This window comes from Vibrio injensis, assembly GCF_001895205.1.
GTDB lineage: Bacteria > Pseudomonadota > Gammaproteobacteria > Enterobacterales > Vibrionaceae > Vibrio > Vibrio injensis.
In genome coordinates this window covers 538535-555363 of the sequence record NZ_BDJF01000006.1, presented here as the reverse complement: position 1 = coordinate 555363, position 16829 = coordinate 538535, and the positions used below count along the sequence as shown (strand labels likewise).

Sequence of the window (16829 nt, the reverse complement as noted above, 5' to 3'; positions counted from 1 at the left end):
ATTGGGGATTATGCACTTACCCTCTACCGGCTACTCCAAGTCGTTTGGGTATATAGTCTCAGGATTTCTTTATTTTTAACGTGATATACACCGGATAAGCATCGTATCGCTCAATTTAATTACGTTGCCATGCTTATAAAACAGCGTAACTTGACTGCTCTTTGACAATGGATAAAGAACGTCGACTGTATTCCAAGCGATTGTTAAATAGCATAAAAGAGATCGTTCAATTGTGTTGAGAAACAAAAAAACTATTCGGAGTTTCGCATCAATAGGTGATTTGGGTATATGATATCGTGATAAGCAAAAATAGTCCGTTTTTTTACTCAATTTGGATATCCGACCAGCAAAAAGGAGGCAATATCGCCATGGATAAAGTTTTTATCGAGCAGTTAACCGTGGTGACAACCATTGGTGTTTATGACTGGGAGCAGACCATTAAGCAAAAATTAGTGCTTGATTTGGAGATGGCGCATAACAATCAACCCGCTGGAAAAAGTGATGATGTGGCTGATGCATTAGATTATGCGCAAGTCAGTCAAGCGGTGATAGAGCATATTGAGCAGGGACGTTTTTTATTGGTAGAGCGAGTTGCTGAAGAAGTGGCTGAGTTGATTATACAGCGTTTTTCTGTGCCTTGGGTGAAGATTCGCTTAACAAAACCGGGAGCAGTGGCACAAGCGAGAGGGGTTGGTGTGGTAATTGAACGAGGACAGGCATGATAACTTGCTATGTTGGTATTGGTTCAAATGTTCAACGCCATCAACATATTGAAGCAGGATGTCGTGACTTAGCGACATTAACTGATCAGCTGCGTTTATCGTCGGTTTATGAATGCCCGTCTGTCGGCTTTGATAGTCATCCTTTTTATAATCTTGTTGCTGAACTTAGCACCACATTGTCTTTACCGGCCTTGCTAGAGAAATTACGGCATATAGAACAGCGTTGGGGAAGAGAAAGCAACGCAAAGAAATTCCAAGACCGTACCTTAGACTTAGATTTACTACTCTATGGTAACCAAGTCTCTACGGAGGCTCCCGTCTTACCAAGACGCGATATTTATCATTATCCGTTTGTTATCCAACCTTTGTACGACTTGTCGCCTCAACTGCTGATCCCTGGCAGCGAGAAAACGGTTGAAGAGGTGTGGCAAGCAACGCCAGATCTCGATTCTTTAACCCCCATTCCTTTGTGGTTTTCCATCCGTGAATCCGTTAATTAGAGAATAATCATGACTTATTTTGAAGCGTTTATATTAGCGTTGATCCAAGGCTTAACTGAATTTTTACCTATTTCTAGCTCGGCTCATCTCATTTTGCCGTCGGCGATTTTAGGTTGGGAAGATCAAGGCTTAGCTTTTGATGTCGCAGTACATGTTGGCACCTTAGCTGCGGTGATTATTTATTTTCGCCATGAAGTGGTGAGCTTATTACGCGCATTTTTTGCGTCTATTTTCAAAGGCGATCGCACTAAAGAAGCGAAACTGGCTTGGTTGATTGTTCTTGCGACCATTCCTGCGTGTATTTTTGGTTTATTAATGAAAGATATTGTCGAACTGTATCTGCGTAGTGCCTGGGTCATTGCCATAACGACGATCATTTTTGGCTTGTTGCTTTGGTATGTGGATAGACATGCTCGCCTTGCTCAAGATGAATATCAAGCAGGATGGAAGCAGGCTCTTTTTGTTGGTCTTGCGCAGGCGCTAGCGATCATTCCGGGTACCTCTCGCTCAGGAGCAACCATTACGGCTGCACTGTATTTAGGTTTTACCCGCGAGGCTGCGGCGCGATTTTCATTTTTAATGTCGATTCCAATTATTACCTTAGCTGGTGGATATTTAGGTCTTAAGTTAATCACGAGCGGTGAACCGATTCAGATGAATTTCTTAATTACTGGCGTGCTCACTTCGTTTATTAGTGCTTATTTGTGCATTTTCTTTTTCCTAAAACTTATTTCTCGAATGGGTATGACTCCTTTTGTCATTTATCGTTTAATTTTAGGTTGCGGATTACTTCTGTTTTTATCGATGAATTAATATTTTTGTCATGAGAGCCGATCCGCTCGCCTTGTACGTTATCTCAGGCTTGGTTAGGTTCAGTCAGTATCATCAGGATGTTTGTGTTGCGTTGTTTCAATCATTTGGGATAGGTGTTGAGTAGCAACCACTTAAGCGGTGAGCTTACTCGCCTGATTTTGGCTCTTATGATATAAGTAAGCTCGCAAGTAAATCGTCAATGTAGACGGTACATCTGCACGATGTACCGCTCCCATCAGTAAGGTGAAAAAGATGCGAGTATTGGCAATAGCCTTATGTTTGCTATTTGGCTGGCTGCAATACCATTTATGGCTAAGTAAGAATGGCATTGTAGACTTTCGAACGGTCTCGAGTGAAATTAAGGTGCAAGAGCAAGTAAACAGTAATTTGCATCAACGAAACCAAGAGATGTTTGCTGAAATCGATGATTTACGGCAGGGGCTCGATGCCATTGAAGAGCGTGCCCGTCATGAGTTAGGAATGGTCAAAGATAATGAAACCTTCTATCGGATTATCGGTGAGGTAACGCCTTGATCGTCCCATTAATTACCGCAATTGTCCCTGCTGCTGGGGTTGGCAGTCGAATGCAAGCTGATCGTCCTAAGCAATATCTCCTGCTTAATGGAAAAACGGTATTAGAGCATACGGTTGAGCAGTTATTGGCTCACCCACAGATAGGACAGGTTGTCATTGCTATCAGTCAGCAAGACCCTTACTTTTCTTCCTTATCATTAGCAAGTCATCCCCGAGTGAAGGTGGTGAATGGCGGAAAAGAGCGCGCAGATTCGGTGATGAATGCGCTGCGTTTGGTGGATGAACAGCAATTAGGGGAATGGGTAATGGTGCATGATGCGGCCAGACCCTGCGTCACTGAGCGTGATATTAGCCAGTTAATTCAGCGCGCGTTATCTCACCCAGTGGGAGCGATACTCGCTAGCCCAGTTCGCGACACGATGAAGCGTGGCGATGGTGATGGAAACATTGTGCAGACTGTTGAACGTCAAGCGTTATGGCATGCACTCACGCCGCAGATGTTTCGTTGCCAACCCTTGTTACAAGCTCTGCAACAAGCCTTAGCACAGCATGCCATCATTACCGATGAAGCTTCTGCTTTCGAGTGGCAAGGTGTGTATCCCGCTTTGGTAAGCGGTCGAGCGGATAATATTAAAATTACTCAGCCAGAAGATCTGGCATTGGCTGAGTTCTATGTCAGTCAGAAAAAGGAAACAGCATGATACGTATTGGTCACGGTTTTGATGTGCATAAATTTGGCGGTGAAGGCCCAGTGATAATTGGTGGTGTTTCTATCCCTTATGAGCAGGGCCTGATAGCTCACTCTGATGGTGATGTGGCGCTGCATGCTTTGTGTGATGCACTGTTAGGCGCGATTGCCGCCGGTGATATTGGCCGCCATTTTCCCGATACGGATGAACAATGGAAAGGTGCTGATAGTCGAGCCTTACTGCGCGATGTGTATCAACGCGTTCTCAAACAAGGGTATCAGTTGGGTAATGCTGATATTACCCTGATTGCTCAAGCACCGAAGATGGCTCCTTATATTGAATCAATGTGTCAAGTGATTGCTGAGGACTTACAAACAGCAATCAGTAACATTAATGTCAAAGCAACCACCACCGAACAGCTCGGCTTTACTGGCCGTAAAGAAGGGATCGCTTGTGAGGCCGTGGTATTATTAATCAAAGCTTAGTACTTGGTGAACGCTTTGCATGATGGTATGTGGAGCGGTACGCCGTCCGTTTATCTTACTCCTCGATTGTTATCGAACGATAGCGATGGGATACATTCACTGCTTACCATAAACTCAAATTTTCGTTAACGAGTGTGAGTAGGCAGATATTGGAATAAAAAATGACTGATCTTCTCTCTTCGTTGGCGTATTTATGTGGTCAGCCGACGGCGAAAGCAAAAATTAAAGCACGACCAGAGCATTTTAAGGTCATCGAAGATTTGGGCTATACCTTCTCTGGTGAAGGTGAGCATGTCATGGTGTGCATTAGAAAAACCGGAGAAAATACCAGTTTTGTCGCGAACGAGCTGGCTAAGGCGTGTGGTGTAAAATCCAAAGATGTCGGCTGGGCCGGGCTTAAAGATCGTCATGCTGTGACGGAACAGTGGCTCAGTGTCTATCTTCCTGATGGTAAATTGCCGAATTTGGCCGCATTTGAAAAGCAATACCCAAGTATTCAAGTATTGGCGATGACTCGCCATCATAAAAAGTTACGTCCCGGTGATTTGCAGGGCAATCACTTTGAACTGACCCTGAGCGAAGTGACCGATATCGATAATGTTGTGCAACGTTTGCAGGTGCTTGCTGAGCAGGGAGTCCCTAACTATTTTGGTCAACAGCGCTTTGGTAAAGATGGTAATAACCTTCATGAAGCCCGTCGCTGGGGACGTGACAATGTGCGCTCTCGTAATCAAAATCAGCGCAGTTTGTATTTATCTGCTGCCCGTTCGTGGATTTTTAATCATATTGTTTCTGCTCGCATTCAGTCAGGGTGTTTTGAATCTTTTATTGAGGGGGATATCGCCTTAAAAAACGGAGCATCAGAACTGGTTAGTGGTGAGCAACTGATGGAGTTTAACCAACAGTTAGCCGATCAGAAAGTACAAATTACTGCGGCATTGGCAGGAGATAATGCTCTGCCGACTCAAAGTGCTGCGCAAGCCTTGGAGCAACAAGCGCTCGATGCCGAACCCGATCTAATGAAACTGATCCGCGGCAACCGGATGCGTCACGACAGGCGAGTGATTGCCTTACATCCTCAGCAGCTTCAGTGGCAAGTCGACAATAATAATATAGTGCTTAGCTTTACTTTGGATGCGGGCAGTTTTGCGACCTCTATCGTCCGTGAGTTAATTGAAGAAATTCCAGTTGAACGAGTTTATGACTAATAAAAAATTAAAAATTTTATTGAGTAATGATGATGGTGTTTATGCCGAGGGTATTCGAGCGCTGGCCTATGCATTAGCCGACTTGGCTGAGATTATCATTGTTGCTCCGGATAGAAATCGTTCAGGTGCCTCAAATTCTTTGACGTTAGAGCAGCCATTGCGAGTCACTAAAATTGAGCCGAATACCTATTCCGTACAGGGTACACCCACCGATTGCGTTCATTTTGCTCTTAATGAATTACTCAAACATGATTTGCCGGATCTGGTATTAAGTGGTATCAATCATGGTGCTAACTTAGGCGATGATGTGCTTTATTCTGGTACGGTTGCTGCTGCTATGGAAGGGCATTTTCTTGGTGTGCAATCTATCGCTTTCTCTTTGGTTGGTAAAACCCATTTTGCAACGGCGGGTAAGATTGCTCGTCAAATTGTTTTGCAGCACTTATCTTCTCCAATTCCAACGAATCGATTGATTAATATTAATATTCCAGACGTGCCTTTCGAGCAGCTAACAGGGACTCAAGTCACCCGACTTGGCGCTCGTCATCATGCTGAGAACATGATCAAACAAAAAGATCCACGAGGGCATGATATCTACTGGTTGGGGCCTCCGGGAAGAGAGCAAGACGCGGGTGAAGGCACCGACTTTTTTGCTATTGAGCAAAAGTATGTGTCAGTCACGCCGATACTGGTTGATTTAACTGCACACGAGTCGCTAGGAGCGATGGCGACGTGGTTAAAGGTATAAAAAATGAGTAACCCTAAAGCGGACAAATTGATTGAATATTTAGTGCAGCAAGGTATTGATGATCAAGCGGTACTTTCAGCCATTCATGGATTGCCAAGAGAGCGCTTTGTATCGCAAGCGATGATGCACCAAGCTTACGATAACAACGCGTTACCTATTGGTCTTGGACAGACGATTTCCCAACCTTATATTGTGGCCAAAATGACGCAGCTATTGTCTTTAAAACCACATAGCCGAGTTTTAGAAGTGGGGACGGGGTCGGGATATCAAACGGCGGTACTCGCTCAACTGGTTGATCACGTATTTTCAATTGAGCGTATTAAATTTTTACAATGGGAAGCGAAACGCCGTTTGAAACAATTGGATATTTATAATGTCTCAACTAAACACGGTGATGGCTGGCAAGGGTGGACGGCTAAAGCACCGTTTGATGCGATTATCGTTACTGCGGCCGCACCAGTGGTGCCTCAGGCTTTACTTAATCAACTAACCGATGGTGGGCGTTTAGTTATTCCTGTAGGGGAAGAAGAGCAGCAACTACTGTGTATTTGTCGCCAAGGTGATGAATGGATGACTCAAAGCGTAGAAACGGTACGTTTCGTACCTTTAGTAGCAGGTGAATTAGCTTAATGAAAAAGCTACAGTGTCGAAATGGATGGTTGATTGGTTTGTGCTGCTTACTATTTGGTTGTGCGGTTAACACTCCTGCGCCAGTTTCGGGGCTGAACAAAGACTATAATTCAATACCTCGTGGCAGCTATCGAGGCAGTTATTATGAGGTAAAAAAAGGCGATACTTTATATTTTATCTCTTACATCACTGATAAAGATGTTAACGATATTATCCGTTTTAATCGCCTGCAAGCGCCTTATGTGATTCATCCTGGGCAAAAGTTGCGTTTATGGGGGCCGGTTTATACGCCTCCTGCTTATGCTGGAACGGGCGCTGGTCCTCGACCTAGAGCTAATGTTAGCTCGGTAGGGAGTGTTGCTTCAGCATCGACTCCTGTCACTGCGCCTACGCCCGTTGTCGTGACTCCGTCGGTGTCTGTGAAGAGCAAAGACTCTAATCCTGTATCGATCTCTCAAAATGGTAAGAAAACGCCTACAACTGATAGGAAAGCACCTACGCCACCTATTGAACAACCGAAAACAAACAGGTATGTTGAATCTACACCTAAAGTGAATGTTACTAATCAGCCTGTCACTAAACCGACACAAAATAACGATAAAATCGCTAAGTGGCTATGGCCAACCAAAGGGAGAGTAATTAAAGGTTTCTCCGCAGGAGATCAAGGAAACAAAGGTATTGATATTGCAGGTCAGCGAGGTCAATCGATTGTTTCTACCGCGGCTGGGACAGTGGTGTATTCAGGTAATGCGCTACGCGGCTACGGCAATTTGATCATTATTAAGCACAATGATGACTATCTAAGTGCCTATGCTCATAATGATCAACTGCTGGTTCAAGAAGGTCAGAATGTAACTGCCGGTCAAAAAATCGCGACCATGGGCAGCTCAGGAACCACCAGTGTTCGCTTACATTTTGAAATTCGTTACCAAGGTAAGCCAGTGAATCCACAACGCTACTTACCATAAACATGCTTGTGATGAGTTATGTAGCCGACATTTGAAGTTGTAATGTCTTGCTAGCTCGCCAGGGGAGGCGTTATGAGTATCAGCAATTCAGTCACTAAAGTCGAAGATTTTGATTTTGATCCTGAAGTTATCAGCGCAGCGGAGTCTGACGTTGAGCAACTATCCGCCATTAACCTCAAAGAAGAATACGATGCATCGAGCAAAAGCTTAGATGCAACACAGATGTATTTGAGTGAAATTGGTTTCTCACCCCTTTTAACCGCCGAAGAATAAGTTCTTTATGCTCGACGTGCGTTACGTGGTGATGAGGTCGCGCGCAAGCGAATGATTGAAAGTAACCTACGCTTGGTTGTGAAAATCTCTCGTCGTTACAGTAACCGTGGTCTAGCCTTGCTCGATTTGATTGAAGAAGGCAATCTAGGTTTGATCAGAGCGGTTGAGAAGTTTGACCCAGAACGAGGCTTTCGTTTTTCGACTTATGCCACGTGGTGGATTCGTCAAACCATCGAACGGGCGCTGATGAATCAAACTCGTACCATTCGTCTACCGATTCATGTTGTTAAAGAACTCAATATCTATTTGCGCACCGCTCGTGAGCTTTCACAGCGTTTAGACCATGAACCTACGGCAGAAGAGATTGCTGCTGAGCTGGACAAGCCAGTTGAAGATGTCAACAAAATGCTACGTTTGAATGAGCGAATCAGTTCTGTTGATACTCCGATTGGTGGCGATGGCGATAAAGCATTGTTGGATATTCTGCCAGACTCTAACCACTCTGATCCGGAAGTATCGACTCAAGATGACGATATTCGTTTATCTTTGCTTAATTGGCTTGATGAGCTCAATCCAAAGCAAAAAGAAGTCTTAGCACGCCGTTTTGGATTACTGGGTTATGAACCATCAACACTGGAAGAAGTTGGGCGAGAAATTAACCTTACTCGTGAACGAGTCAGACAGATCCAAGTGGAAGGCTTACGCCGATTGCGTGAGATCCTCGTTAAACAAGGGCTGAATATGGAAGCTTTGTTTAATGTTGATAATGACTATTAATTGGTTTTAATGAGCGAGTAAAGGCACCGTTACGGTGCCTTTTTGCTTTAATAGTTAGGTGTTTATAAATGTTTTTTTAAACGATATAAGGCTTCTAATGCTTGGCGTGGTGTCAGCTCATCGGGATCAATATCGGCGAGTAGTTGTTCAACTTCACTTGGCTCAGGAATCAAGCTCATTTGATCAGTTATAGCCAGTGATGCTGCAGGTTTCTTCGTCGTCTCTCGCTGTTGCTCAAGCTGCGCGAGTTTATTTTTGGCATTGGTAATCACAGCCTTAGGTACGCCCGCTAAGCTCGCGACGGCTAAACCGTAAGATTTACTGGCCGCCCCTTCTTGTACGGCGTGCATGAAGGCGATGTTTTCACCATGCTCAACCGCATCGAGATGAACATTCGCCAAATGTGGCAAAGTGTTGGGCAGTTCAGTTAACTCAAAATAGTGAGTAGCAAATAGAGTCATCGCCCCAATTTTAGTGGCTAACCATTCGGCACTGGCCCATGCTAAAGAGAGCCCATCATAAGTGCTGGTGCCCCGGCCAATCTCATCCATCAATACCAAACTATGCTGTGTTGCATTATGCAGAATATTCGCGGTTTCGGTCATTTCAACCATAAACGTGGATCGTCCTGAAGCCAGATCATCAGAAGCACCAATCCGCGTGAAAATCCGATCTAACAAACCAATCGTCGCTGATTGCGCTGGGACGTAACTGCCCATATGCGCCATCAGGGCGATCAAGGCGGTTTGGCGCATATAAGTCGATTTACCCCCCATGTTCGGACCAGTAATGATCAACATTTTGCGCTGTTGGTGGAGTGTGATTGGGTTGGCAATAAAGGGATCGTTCATCACTTGCTCAACCACTGGATGTCGACCGGCTTGAATCTGTAAACCAATACTCTCGGTTAAAGTTGGCCGACAATAATCCAAGCTTTCTGCTCTTTCGGCTAAATTTTGTAACACGTCTAACTGTGAGAGTGCAGAAGCTAACGCCTGCAAACGCTCTAAATGGGGCAGTAACAGATCAAATAATTGTTCCCAAAGCTGTTTTTCTAGTGCTAACGCCTTGGATTTTGAATTTAAAACTTTGTCTTCATGTGCTTTGAGCTCAGGAATAATATAGCGTTCAGCATTTTTTAAGGTTTGGCGACGTACATAGTGCGGTGGCACAAGTTGGCTTTGTCCGCGGCTGACTTGGATATAAAAGCCGTGCACATTGTTGTAACCGACTTTCAAGCTGTCAATACCGTGACGTTCACGCTCATCGGCTTCTAATTGATCAAGATACTCGGTCGCGCCAGCCGCTAATTTTCGCCACTCGTCCAGTTCAGCATCATAGCCATCGGCAATCACTCCGCCATCACGGATCACCACTGGAGGGTTATCTTTTATTGCACGTTCTAGCAATAGAGAAAGGGATTCAATAGGCTGGGCATCTTGACGTAGTTGACATAAATAAGGGTGTTTCAGTGATGCCATTTGCTGGTTGAGTTCAGGTAACTGCTGTAGCGCATTTCGCAGGCGAGCCAAATCACGTGGACGAGCAGAGCGCAGTGCTAAACGAGCCAAGATACGCTCAATATCGCCAATTTGTTTTAGTATTGGGGAAAGTTCAGCAAAGAGAGCTTCTTGTTTTAACTCAGTGATTCCATCCAAACGTTGATTGATGGTGTCGATATGGCGAGTAGGTTGATGAATCCAGCGTTTGAGCATGCGGCTACCCATTGCGGTCGCACAGTGATCTAATACTTCCGCTAAGGTGTGCTCTTGTCCGCCCGCTAAATTTTGGGTTAATTCTAAGTTACGACGAGTCGCTGCATCTAAAATAACCGATTGATCTTGGCGATCAAAAGTCAGAGCACGAATATGGGGTAGGGCGGTGCGCTGAGTATCTTTTACGTATTGAATTAAGCAGCCTGCTGCACATAAACCGAGTTTGGCTTTTTCTACACCAAAACCCACCAAGTCACGAGTACCAAATTGTTGATTCAACTGCTGTTTTGCGGTGTCGAGTTCGAATTCCCAAATCGGGCGGCGGCGGTTACCTTTACGATTGGCCAGAACCTGTACTGGGCCAAAATCCTCAGGAAAGAGTAATTCGCGCGGTGCAGTGCGTTGCAGTTCAGCGCACATTGATTCTACCGAATCTGGTTCAGAAAGTTGGAAGCGGCCAGAAGTGACATCCAAAGTCGCATAACCAAATTTACCGTCTTGATGGTAAATCGCCGCAATCAAGTTATCGCTACGCTCAGACAATAAGGCTTCGTCAGTAATGGTGCCAGGGGTAATAATGCGTACTACTTTACGTTCAACGGGGCCTTTACTGGTTGCCGGATCGCCAATTTGTTCGCAAATAGCAATGGATTCTCCCAGTTGTACCAGCTTAGCTAAATAGCCTTCGACGGCATGGTAAGGAACGCCAGCCATAGGAATCGGCTCACCAGCGGACGCTCCACGTTTAGTGAGTGAGATATCTAATAATTGCGAGGCGCGTTTTGCATCATCATAAAACAGCTCATAAAAATCACCCATACGATAAAACAGCAAAATATCGGGGTTTTCTGCTTTGAGTTTAAGATATTGCCTCATCATTGGCGTATGAGATGAGGAAGACTCGATGCAAGAAGCGTTGGATGTACTCATGGTATTCGTTACTCGGTTAGCCAGTTGTTTGTTCTGAGCGTCAACAACTCAGCCGCAGAGGATAACAAACTTCACTATTAATGAGCAATCAACCGATGGGGCAGGCAGTGAATGACATGATGAACAGGCTCATCATGTCATTCAAAAATACTCTTTTGGTTTCAAGAAAATAGACCAGAAGAGAGATAACGATCACCACGATCACAGACGATCGCGACAACCACCGAGCCTGGATTTTGTTTGGCGATTTGTAAGGCGGCAAATACAGAGCCTCCGGAGCTAACACCTGCGCAAATCCCCTCCTGAGTTGCTAACGCGCGCGCTGTTTGAATAGCGTCTTGCTCGCTGATGTCCATCACCACATCGACCCGAGACTGTTCAAAAATCCCCGGTAGATACTCCTTTGGCCAGCGGCGAATTCCAGGTATCGAGCTGCCTTCAGATGGTTGTAGACCGATGATTTGGATCTGCGGGTTTTGTTGTTTTAGATAGCGAGATGTCCCCATGATGGTGCCAGTGGTTCCCATACTAGAGACAAAGTGAGTAATTTTTCCTTGGCTTTGCTGCCAAATTTCGGGGCCGGTTGACTGAAAGTGCGCTAAGGGATTATCTGGATTATTAAATTGATCCAACACCTTCCCTTTGCCTTGAGCTTGCATTTGCAGAGCTAAATCACGTGCTCCTTCCATCCCTTGATCTTTACTGACCAGAATTAATTCACAGCCATAGGCGCGCATAGAATCTTTACGCTCTTGGGTTGCGTTATCTGGCATGATTAAGGTCATTTTGTAGCCTTTAATAGCCGCAGCCATGGCTAAAGCGATACCAGTATTACCACTGGTGGCTTCGATGATCCTATCTCCAGGTTGTATATCACCACGCTTTTCTGCCTGAATAATCATATTCAACGCTGGACGGTCTTTGACTGAACCTGCTGGATTATTTCCTTCCAGTTTGACTAAAACGGTACTTGAGTTACCTTGAGGTAATCTTTGTAAACGAACTAATGGTGTTTGTCCGACATACGCTTCGATGGTTGGAAAATCAGTCACGTGCTTATCCTTAGTCATTGATCATTTGATGAAACAGTACACCGCTGGTTGTCTGAGTGATAGAGGTGTCGTTCAGACTAAGCTGTTTTATCACACTCCGGTCGTCTGTTTATTATAAAACTCACGGTTTAATCGACATACAATTTATTGCTAGATTTTATTCCAAAAAGTTCTATTAATAAGCTTTGTTATAATTCATTTACCTAATACTCTAAGCAATAGGAAGCCATGCTGGCAACGGGAATTGTGGAGTATCAAATATGAAGTTTATTAAGTCGGCGTTAGCCACACTACTTATGGTTGGATCATTGAATGTTTCAGCCGCCGATCAAACCATTCTTAACTCATCGTATGATATCGCTCGTGAGCTTTTCAATGCTTATAACCCGCTATTTGCTAAGCATTGGCAAGAAAAAACTGGGCAAACGGTAGAAATACGCCAATCTCATGGTGGCTCTTCCGCCCAAGCTCGTTCTATTTTACAAGGGCTTGCTGCGGATGTGGTGACCTTCAACCAAGTTACCGACGTGCAAGTTCTGCATGATCGGGGAAAGCTCATCGACGCCAATTGGCAAGATCAATTTCCTAATGCGAGCTCACCTTATTATTCAACAACCGCATTTTTAGTTCGCAAAGGTAACCCGAAAAATATTCAAAACTGGGATGATTTAGCTCGCGACGATGTGTCATCGGTGTTTCCAAATCCGAAAACTTCCGGTAATGCGCGTTATACTTACTTGGCTGCACTAGGTTTTGCACAACAACAATTTGGCGCTGATAATCAAGCGGAACAAGACCGATTTTTAAGACAGTTTCTCGCCAATGTTGCGGTATTTGATACCGGAGGTCGAGGGGCAACCACTTCTTTTGTTGAGCGTGGTCTTGGGGACGTCTTGATTACCTTTGAATCTGAAGTTAATAATATTCGTCAGCAGTACGGCATGGATGATTACCAAGTCGTGGTGCCTAAAATTTCTATTTTGGCTGAATTTCCGGTAGCGGTTGTCGAGCGTACCGCTAAACGTAAAGGCACTTATGAAGTTGCTCACGAATACCTTTCTTATTTGTACAGTGAAGAAGCGCAGCGTTTACTGGCTGGTTTTAGCTATCGAATTCATGATGAAAAAGTGAAAGCCGAGTTTGCCGATCGTTTTCCTGATGTCGAACTATTAACGGTAGAGACTATCGCAGGTGGTTGGGAAAAAGCCATGCAAGATCATTTTGCCAATGGCGCAAAATTGGATCAATTACAACGTCGTTAACCGATTATTCGCCACTTATTTCGATAAGTGGCTATCTTACGCTTAAGTTTTTTGCAGAGGGTTTATGAGCCGTTCTCTCACGCGACCACGTCATAAAAGAGTATTGCCCGGCTTTGGGGTTAGTCTCGGGACCTCGCTATTTTTTATTAGTTTAATTTTATTGCTGCCAGCGAGTGGTTTAATCATTCAAACCAGCAATATGTCTTGGACAGAGTATTGGCAGGTTATCGCCGATCCCAGAGTCGTCGCCAGTTATAAAGTCACTGTCGGAGCGGCTTTGATTGCCTCATTATTTAACGGTTTATTGGGGCTTTTATTGGCGTGGGTTTTGGTTCGTTATGATTTTTATGGCAAACGGGTCTTGGATGCGTTAGTCGACTTACCCTTTGCGCTCCCCACGGCAGTGGCAGGAATAACCTTAGCGACGCTGTACTCAACCAACGGATGGGTAGGAAGTGTGCTTAGTGAGCTCGGTATCAAGGTTGCTTACACCCCTTTAGGGATTGTATTGGCGATGGTATTTACCAGTTTGCCTTTTGTCGTTCGTACGGTTCAGCCAGTGTTAGAAGAGATTTCCAAAGAGGAAGAAGAAGCTGGCATGACCCTTGGTGCGACGGATCGAGCGGTATTTTGGCGAGTGATCATGCCCTCGTTAAAGCCCGCTCTATTGATTGGCGTCGCGCTTTCATTTACGCGCAGTTTGGGAGAGTTTGGTGCGGTGATCTTCATCGCAGGTAACATGCCTTATGTCAGTGAAATCACATCATTAATGATTTTTGTACGCTTACAAGAGTTTGATTTTCCTGCGGCGAGCGCGATTGCTTCTGTGGTGCTAGTGGCTTCTTTGTTGTTACTGCTGATGATTAATCTATGGCAAGGTGCTTATTTACGCCGTATTCATGGGCGTTAAGGAGAAGGCGATGAAAGGATTACAGCCGAGACGAGTCGGTGAAACGCCTTGGGTGAAATGGAGCTTGATAGGATTAGCGCTATTCTGGGTTACTTTACTTTTAGTGATCCCATTAGTCAGTATTTTTCAGCAAGCGTTTGCGAGCGGGCTATCGGCTTATATTGGTCATTTACTCGAACCCGATACACGTCATGCGATCAGTTTGACGTTATTCGTTGCTCTATTAACGGTGCCTATTAATTTGGTTTTCGGGGTGTTGCTCGCTTGGGCGGTGACGCGTTTTGAATTTCCGGGACGTAAGGTACTGACCACAATCATAGATATTCCCTTTGCAGTTTCACCTGTTGTTGCTGGTCTGTTGTACTTACTGCTCTATGGCAGTAATGGCTGGTTAGGTCAGTGGCTATTTGACCGTGATTTACAGGTGATGTTTGCTTGGCCGGGGATCGTATTGGTCACGGTGTTTGTGACTTGCCCGTTTGTTGCCCGAGAGCTGATCCCACTGATGCAGCAGCAAGGCCGCTCGGATGAAGAAGCTGCGGTAATTTTAGGGGCTTCGTGGTGGCAATTGTTTCGTCGAGTGACGTTACCGAATATCAAATGGGCTCTTATCTACGGGGTGATCTTAACCAATGCTAGGGCGATTGGTGAATTTGGTGCGGTAGCGGTGGTCTCTGGCAATATTCGCGGTGAGACCAACACACTCCCTTTGCATGTCCAAGTATTATATGAAGATTATCAATCGCAAGCGGCGTTCGCGAGCGCTTCATTACTGGCATTTATCGCCTTGTTGACGTTAGTGTTAAAAGCGATTGTTGAATGGCGACAAGAACATAATCAAAGCAAAACAAATAGTGAGCAAGAGACGGTATGAGTATTCGTTTAGATAATATTTCCAAAAACTTTGGAGCATTTCAGGCTTTATCACCGCTCTCTTTACATATTGATGACGGAGAAATGATTGGTTTACTGGGCCCTTCTGGATCTGGAAAAACTACCTTACTACGTATTATCGCTGGTTTAGAAGGTGCGGATACGGGACACATTCATTTTCGTGACCGCGACGTGACCCATGTTCATGTTCGTGATCGTCGAGTTGGATTCGTGTTTCAAAATTACGCTCTGTTTCGGCACATGACCGTTGCAGATAACGTAGCCTTTGGTTTACAAGTGATGGAGCGTCGCCAACGGCCAACATCGACTGAAATCGCTCGACGAGTCAAGCAACTGCTTGAAATCGTTCAACTTGGTCACTTGGCGGATCGCTATCCAGAGCAGTTATCGGGTGGACAAAAACAGCGTATTGCATTGGCGAGAGCATTGGCCACTCAACCAGAAGTATTGTTGTTGGATGAGCCGTTTGGTGCACTCGATGCCAAAGTACGTAAAGAGTTACGTCGCTGGTTACGCAGTTTGCATGATGAACTCGGCTTTACCAGTGTTTTTGTTACGCACGATCAAGATGAGGCCTTAGAGCTTTCTGATCGTGTGGTGGTGATGAGTAATGGTCGTATTGAACAAGTCGATACCCCTGTTCAGCTGTACGCTGAGCCGAACAGTCGTTTTGTGTTCGACTTTTTTGGTAATGTGAATGTTTTTCCTGCTCAGTGGCAGGCTCCCCATTGGCAAAATGATCAGGCTTTTATTTTGCCGCCTCAGCAGAGGGCGATTCAACAAACTGGAACACTTTACGTTCGTAGTCATGAGTTGAGTATTTCTCTCAAAGAGAACAGTCAAGCGTACTTACCTTGTGAGGTCTTGTCGATTAATCCTGTTGGTGCGGAGGTACGAGTCGAGCTTGCACCTATCGGTTGGCAAAGCCCTGAACCATGGGAAGCGAAACTGACTCATCGCGCTTTAAATGAGCAGCCTATTGCTCGTGGTGACAAAGTATTTGCTATGCCACAGGTCGGGTATTTTTTTGACGAACAAAGTCAATCTCCTCAGGTTATTCGCTGGCCGTTCCTCGATGCGGACAGTTTGATGTTTGAAATTTAAGAGTCATCATGACTGTGCGATGTTAATCAATGGGTACCGAATGGTACCCATTATGTTTTATGATTTTGGATGATTGGATCGAAAATAAGTAGGGGGTAGCATGAGTAACCTTATCGCACTTAGCCAACAAGTCGGACAGCAGCTATTGGCGGCTCAGCAAATAATGACTAGCGCAGAATCATGTACGGGAGGTGGGGTTGCCTATGCTATCACTGAGACAGCAGGCAGCTCGGCTTGGTTCGATCGCGCTTTTGTCACTTACAGTAATCAAGCCAAACAAGAGATGCTCGGCGTACGCTCACAAACCTTATTGGAATATGGCGCGGTGTCTGAACCGGTTGTGCTAGAAATGGTGCAGGGAGCCCTGTTGCATTCACAAGCGACCATTGGAGTGGCGATCAGTGGTATCGCTGGTCCGTCAGGAGCAACGGAAGATAAGCCCGTCGGCACAGTGTGTTTTGCTTGGGCAAGTAACCAAGATTGGCGGAGAGTAGAAACGATTTTTTTTCAAGGGGATAGAGTGAGCGTTCGCGAGCAAGCGATCATCCATGCGTTACAAATCATCAGTGACCATTTATCTTCGACGATTTGAACTAAGGCGCAAAAATCTTCATA

The 16829-nt window shown here is 45.1% G+C and carries 17 protein-coding genes and 1 pseudogene; 16 read left to right on the top strand and 2 right to left on the bottom strand.

Features of this window, described 5'->3' with window-relative positions:
- Nucleotides 1–368: 368 nt before the first annotated feature.
- The 11 genes and pseudogenes from folB to rpoS all read left to right on the top strand — a co-directional run bounded on the left by folB (nucleotide 369) and on the right by rpoS (nucleotide 8347).
- Nucleotides 369–722, top strand: coding sequence for a bifunctional dihydroneopterin aldolase/7,8-dihydroneopterin epimerase (folB, locus tag BSR11_RS02595; RefSeq protein WP_072668925.1), 354 nt, complete (start codon nucleotides 369–371; stop codon nucleotides 720–722).
- Nucleotides 719–1222 (top strand): 2-amino-4-hydroxy-6-hydroxymethyldihydropteridine diphosphokinase, encoded by a 504-nt coding sequence (gene folK / locus BSR11_RS02590; RefSeq protein WP_072668924.1) that lies wholly within the window; start codon nucleotides 719–721, stop codon nucleotides 1220–1222. Before folB ends, folK begins: the two co-directional genes overlap by 4 nt.
- 9 nt (nucleotides 1223–1231) lie before the next feature.
- Nucleotides 1232–2035, top strand: coding sequence for an undecaprenyl-diphosphate phosphatase (locus BSR11_RS02585; protein WP_072668923.1), 804 nt, complete (start codon nucleotides 1232–1234; stop codon nucleotides 2033–2035).
- Between the two features lie 252 nt (nucleotides 2036–2287).
- The gene (gene ftsB, locus BSR11_RS02580) at nucleotides 2288–2569 is read left to right on the top strand and encodes a cell division protein FtsB (protein WP_072668922.1); all 282 of its coding nucleotides are present in this window, start codon (nucleotides 2288–2290) and stop codon (nucleotides 2567–2569) included.
- Nucleotides 2569–3270, top strand: a complete 702-nt coding sequence (gene ispD, locus BSR11_RS02575) for a 2-C-methyl-D-erythritol 4-phosphate cytidylyltransferase (RefSeq protein WP_110167666.1) — start codon at nucleotides 2569–2571, stop codon at nucleotides 3268–3270. Before ftsB ends, ispD begins: the two co-directional genes overlap by 1 nt.
- Entirely contained in the window at nucleotides 3267–3743 is a 477-nt protein-coding gene (ispF, locus tag BSR11_RS02570; RefSeq protein WP_072668921.1) for a 2-C-methyl-D-erythritol 2,4-cyclodiphosphate synthase, read from the top strand. The genes ispD and ispF overlap by 4 nt, the downstream gene beginning before the upstream one ends.
- Before the next feature lie 161 nt (nucleotides 3744–3904).
- Nucleotides 3905–4951, top strand: a complete 1047-nt coding sequence (gene truD / locus BSR11_RS02565; RefSeq protein WP_072668920.1) for a tRNA pseudouridine(13) synthase TruD — start codon at nucleotides 3905–3907, stop codon at nucleotides 4949–4951.
- The gene (gene surE / locus BSR11_RS02560) at nucleotides 4944–5699 is read left to right on the top strand and encodes a 5'/3'-nucleotidase SurE (RefSeq protein WP_072668919.1); all 756 of its coding nucleotides are present in this window, start codon (nucleotides 4944–4946) and stop codon (nucleotides 5697–5699) included. Before truD ends, surE begins: the two co-directional genes overlap by 8 nt.
- A 3-nt stretch (nucleotides 5700–5702) precedes the next feature.
- A complete protein-coding gene (locus BSR11_RS02555; protein ID WP_072668918.1) occupies nucleotides 5703–6329 on the top strand; it encodes a protein-L-isoaspartate(D-aspartate) O-methyltransferase in 627 nt (208 codons plus the stop codon).
- On the top strand, nucleotides 6329–7297 hold the full coding sequence (nlpD, locus tag BSR11_RS02550) for a murein hydrolase activator NlpD (protein WP_072668917.1): 969 nt from the start codon (nucleotides 6329–6331) through the stop codon (nucleotides 7295–7297). Before BSR11_RS02555 ends, nlpD begins: the two co-directional genes overlap by 1 nt.
- A 72-nt stretch (nucleotides 7298–7369) precedes the next feature.
- Nucleotides 7370–8347: pseudogene (rpoS, locus tag BSR11_RS02545) on the top strand (RNA polymerase sigma factor RpoS).
- 62 nt (nucleotides 8348–8409) lie between these two features.
- Here the strand turns inward: rpoS and mutS are convergent.
- Complete coding sequence (mutS, locus tag BSR11_RS02540; protein ID WP_072668916.1) at nucleotides 8410–10992, bottom strand: DNA mismatch repair protein MutS; 2583 nt, start codon at nucleotides 10990–10992, stop codon at nucleotides 8410–8412.
- 161 nt (nucleotides 10993–11153) lie between these two features.
- Complete coding sequence (gene cysM / locus BSR11_RS02535) at nucleotides 11154–12044, bottom strand: cysteine synthase CysM (RefSeq protein ID WP_072668915.1); 891 nt, start codon at nucleotides 12042–12044, stop codon at nucleotides 11154–11156.
- 260 nt (nucleotides 12045–12304) lie between these two features.
- On the opposite strand from cysM, the gene cysP reads away from it, so the two are divergent.
- The 5 genes from cysP (at nucleotide 12305) to BSR11_RS02510 (ending at nucleotide 16806) form a co-directional block, all read left to right on the top strand.
- Entirely contained in the window at nucleotides 12305–13306 is a 1002-nt protein-coding gene (cysP, locus tag BSR11_RS02530) for a thiosulfate ABC transporter substrate-binding protein CysP (RefSeq protein WP_072668914.1), read from the top strand.
- A 64-nt stretch (nucleotides 13307–13370) separates the two neighbouring features.
- Nucleotides 13371–14216 (top strand): sulfate/thiosulfate ABC transporter permease CysT, encoded by an 846-nt coding sequence (gene cysT / locus BSR11_RS02525; RefSeq protein ID WP_072668913.1) that lies wholly within the window; start codon nucleotides 13371–13373, stop codon nucleotides 14214–14216.
- 10 nt (nucleotides 14217–14226) lie between these two features.
- Nucleotides 14227–15090, top strand: coding sequence for a sulfate ABC transporter permease subunit CysW (gene cysW, locus BSR11_RS02520; RefSeq protein ID WP_072668912.1), 864 nt, complete (start codon nucleotides 14227–14229; stop codon nucleotides 15088–15090).
- On the top strand, nucleotides 15087–16214 hold the full coding sequence (locus tag BSR11_RS02515; protein WP_072668911.1) for a sulfate/molybdate ABC transporter ATP-binding protein: 1128 nt from the start codon (nucleotides 15087–15089) through the stop codon (nucleotides 16212–16214). The genes cysW and BSR11_RS02515 overlap by 4 nt, the downstream gene beginning before the upstream one ends.
- Before the next feature lie 100 nt (nucleotides 16215–16314).
- Nucleotides 16315–16806, top strand: coding sequence for a CinA family protein (locus tag BSR11_RS02510; RefSeq protein ID WP_072668910.1), 492 nt, complete (start codon nucleotides 16315–16317; stop codon nucleotides 16804–16806).
- Nucleotides 16807–16829 lie beyond the last annotated feature (23 nt).